4 protein-coding genes are annotated in these 4,174 nt (G+C 42.9%); all 4 read left to right on the forward strand.

Annotation, left to right across the window (positions count from 1 at the left end; all coding sequences use genetic code 11):
* A partial coding sequence (rimO, locus tag CCU_RS12260) for a 30S ribosomal protein S12 methylthiotransferase RimO (RefSeq protein ID WP_208896237.1) occupies positions 1-1,148 on the forward strand: 1,148 nt, incomplete at its 5' end.
* On the forward strand, positions 1,145-1,669 hold the full coding sequence (gene pgsA, locus CCU_RS12265) for a CDP-diacylglycerol--glycerol-3-phosphate 3-phosphatidyltransferase (RefSeq protein WP_015534884.1): 525 nt from the start codon (positions 1,145-1,147) through the stop codon (positions 1,667-1,669). The genes rimO and pgsA, both read left to right, overlap by 4 nt.
* Positions 1,670-1,907: 238 nt before the next feature.
* Positions 1,908-3,323 carry an acyl-CoA carboxylase subunit beta gene (locus CCU_RS12270; protein WP_015534885.1) on the forward strand — a complete coding sequence of 472 codons (1,416 nt, stop codon included), beginning with the start codon at positions 1,908-1,910 and terminating at the stop codon, positions 3,321-3,323.
* A 15-nt stretch (positions 3,324-3,338) separates the two neighbouring features.
* On the forward strand, positions 3,339-4,174 hold an 836-nt coding region (locus CCU_RS12275), incomplete at its 3' end, for an OadG family protein (protein ID WP_208896238.1).

The raw sequence follows: 4,174 nt of genomic DNA on the forward strand, positions 1-4,174 counted from the left end.
GCATCAACACCATCATCGAGATGGGAGAACTGAAGAAAACCGGAAAACTAAAAAAGCTTATCGTTGCGGGATGTCTGTCCCAGAGATACAAGGACGAGATAATGAAGGAGCTTCCGGAGATCGATGTCATTATTGGTGCGACCAATTACGATAAGATAGTTGAGGCAATAGGAACCGACGAGGAGTCGATCATAGATGATATAAATTATACTCCAAGGCCGATTGCCGAGAGAATAGTAACGACAAATGCGTCGATGGCGTATTTTAAGATCGCAGAAGGTTGTAATAAACTGTGCACTTATTGTATAATACCTCACATACGAGGCAGATACAGAAGCATGCCGATGGACAGCCTGATCGCATCCGCTGAAAAGCTTGCGTCTGATGGTATAAAGGAGCTTGTCCTTGTGGCACAGGAGACTACGCTGTACGGAGTTGATCTGTATGGTGAGAAGAAGCTTCCAGAGCTTCTCACAAAACTCAGTGAGATAGAAGGCATAGAGTGGATAAGACTTCTGTACTGTTATCCGGAGGAGATAACAGATGAACTAATAGAGGTTATGGCCACGAATCCGAAGATCTGCCATTATGTCGATATACCTATCCAGCATTCTGAGAATGCGATACTTAAGAGAATGGGCAGACGGACCAGCAGAGAGGACATTGTGGAGCTTGTCGGCAGACTGAGGACAGCCATGCCGGATATAGCCATCAGAACCACGCTCATATCTGGTTTCCCAGGTGAGACACAGGAACTGCACGATGGTCTGGTCGACTTTGTTGACGAGTGCGAGTTTGACAGGCTTGGAGTATTCACTTATTCGCCTGAGGAGGGCACTCCGGCTGCGGAGTACGAGGATCAGGTGGATGGAGAGCTGGCTGTAAAGTGGCGCGATGAGATTATGGAGCTTCAGCAGGAGATTTCCTATGAGAAGAACCAGCAGATGATCGGAAGCACCCAGAAGGTTCTCATTGAGGGATATCTGGTCGACGATGATGTATATGTGGGAAGAACCTACAGAGATGCTCCGGGGGTTGACGGAATAGTGTTCGTCAGCGCACCATATGAATTGATATCCGGTTCATTTGTGGATGTGAAGATAACCGAGGCAAATGAATATGACTTGACAGGAGTGATAGTAGAATGAATTTACCAAACAAATTGACAATACTAAGAGCTATAATGATTCCATTCTTTCTCGTGTTTTTATATATGTCACCGGGATGGTCGAAGTGGGTGGCACTTGGAATATTCATAGCCGCATCACTTACAGATATGCTTGACGGAAAGATTGCAAGAAAATACAATCTGGTCACCAATTTTGGAAAATTCATGGATCCTCTGGCAGATAAGCTGCTGGTATGTTCGGCACTCATAGCACTGTCGGATCTGAACAGGATCCCAGCATGGATCGTTATAGTGATCATAGCGCGTGATTTCATAATAAGCGGATTCAGACTTATTGCGGCAGAAAAGGGAATTGTTATTGCTGCCGGATGGTGGGGAAAGATCAAGACAACGGTTCAGATGATCATGGTAGGATTTCTGATAGCTGATCTCAAGGTGTTCTACATCTTTGATCAGGTGCTCATCTACCTTGCACTTGCACTGACACTTATATCTCTTGGAGATTATCTGTATCACAACAGAGAAGTTCTCAAGGACTAAAACAGTAAAAATAAAACAGATTTTATAATTCAACGGGGAATTTGGGGTATACTTTTGTTTGAGGGTATATTTTACACAGATTCCCTGTTTTATTTTGAAAAAAATCGCTTACAACGCCGATAAACCTTTGGTGGTTTTTTCGATTTTACTTGAAATATGACGACAAAGGCTTTACAATTATACTCGGCGAAAATTGGACTATATATAGTCCTAAAATAAATTAAACGGAGGGCTAAAAATGAGCAACACACCAAGCTTGTCAGCAAGTGACAGAATTTCAATGTTACTTGATGACTCAAGTTTTGTTGAAATCGGCGCATATGTAACTGCTAGAAATACAGATTTCAACATTCAGGACAAGGATACTCCAAAAGACGGCGTAATAACCGGTTATGGAGTGATCGATGGCAATTTAGTTTATGTTTACAGCCAGGATGCAAAGGTGCTCGGCGGTTCTATAGGCGAGATGCATGCCAAGAAGATCGCAAACCTTTACGACATGGCAATGAAGATGGGTGCACCTGTTATCGGGCTGATCGATTGTGCCGGACTCAGACTTCAGGAGGCTACAGATGCTCTTAATGCATTTGGAGAGGTATTCATGAAGCAGACTCTTGCATCAGGTGTAATACCACAGATCACAGCTATATTTGGTACATGCGGTGGTGGTGCAGCACTTATACCTAATCTCACAGACGTAACATTCATGACTAAGGAAGGAGCTAAGCTCTTTGTTAACAGTCCAAATGCTCTGGATGAGAACCGTGCAGAGAAGCTTGACACTGCAGCAGCAGATTATGTTGCAGAGAACACAGCAAATGTTGACGCAGTATACGACACAGAGGCAGAGCTTCTCGGTGCAGTGAGAACTATGGTAGGTCTTCTTCCATCAAACAATGAGGATGATGGCGACTGCGCAGTATGTGAGGATGATGTGAACAGAATCATTCCAGATCTTGCTACAAAGGCAGGGGATGTGAAGGCTGTTATAGCAGATATCACTGATGATGAGTTTGTATTCGAGCTCAAGAAGGATTTTGCAGATGACGTTGTTACTGCATTTATCAGACTTAACGGTGAGACAGTCGGTGTTGTCGGAAACCAGAAGGATGTCATGACAACAGCCGGTGCATATAAGGCAGAGGATTTCGTAAAGCTTTGTGATTCATTCAATATCCCAGTTGTCACACTTGTAAACATCAAGGGATTTGCAGCAACTGTAAAGGAAGAGAAGACTATCTCAAAGGCTGTTGCAAAGCTTACTTACGCTTATGCCAACGCAACAGTGCCAAAGGTAACTGTTATGCTTGACAAGGCATATGGTACAGCCTACACAGTTATGTGTTCAAAGGCTATCGGAGCTGATGTTGTATTTGCTTGGCCTAAGTCAGTTATCGGAACAATGGATCCAGAGATGGCTGTAAAGATCATGTATGAAGATGAGATCGCAGCAGCCGGTGACAAGCTTGCTTATATCAAGGAGAAGAAGGCTGAGTACACAGATGCTCTTTCAGGTGCCGTATCTGCAGCGAGAAGAGGCTACGTGGATGATATCATCGAGCCTGATGCAACAAGAAAGAGAGTTATAGCAGCACTCGATATGCTTTTTTCTAAGAGTGAGGACAGACCATTCAAGAAGCATGGAACAATATAAAGGAGTGACAACTTAATGGAAAAGATAATAAAGAAAAAGTTATTATTGATAGTTTCTATGTTAGCTGTTACATTTGCACTTGCCGGATGTTCGTCTTCAGACAAGAAAGTAGAATTTGACTATGACGGAAACACATTGGTTCAGATAGCAGAAACACAGGCTACGAATTACATGCAGGTTGCGCAGGTTGAAGATGTATATAATTTCTATGTGGATGAAGAGGCAAATGGCGGTCAGGTAGATGAAACGACTGCTGATGCATTAAAGGTTTTTTCAACGATTGAGTCTGACTATGGTAAATTCCAGCAGTTTAAGCCGGTCAATCTCGAAGATGAAGATGATAAAACAATACAAGAAGTTGATGACAAGGTTGTTGTTACATTATATGCAGAATGTGCAGAAAAAGAAGCTATAGTAAAGGCAACATTTGTAGACAATTCGGTAACTTACAATTTCCAGAAGTATTCAGTGATGGCTCAGAATCAGTATTCAGAAGAAGAGGCTGATCAGATGCTTGCATCAAATGGTGTTTATCCATACAAGATTTCCGAATTTGAAGTTGCTGCTAATCAGACACTTAAGGACAAGATGAAGGATGCGGGAGCAAATACCCTCATAGGTATGGGTATCGTGTTTATAGCACTTATCTTCATATCATTCATAATTTCACTTCTCAAGTATGTTCCGGCTCTTTTGGACAAGGAGACAAGAGAGAAGAGAAAGGCTGAGAAGGCAAAGAAGGCTCTTGGAAGCGTTGCAACATTAAATGTTGACAAGGAGGATGAGACTCCTGCAGGAAACGCACCTGCTCCGGCTGGAATAGTAGACATTGTCAACACAGCGACCGGTGA

The sequence above is a fragment of the Coprococcus sp. ART55/1 genome (assembly GCF_000210595.1).
Classification (GTDB): domain Bacteria; phylum Bacillota; class Clostridia; order Lachnospirales; family Lachnospiraceae; genus Coprococcus; species Coprococcus aceti.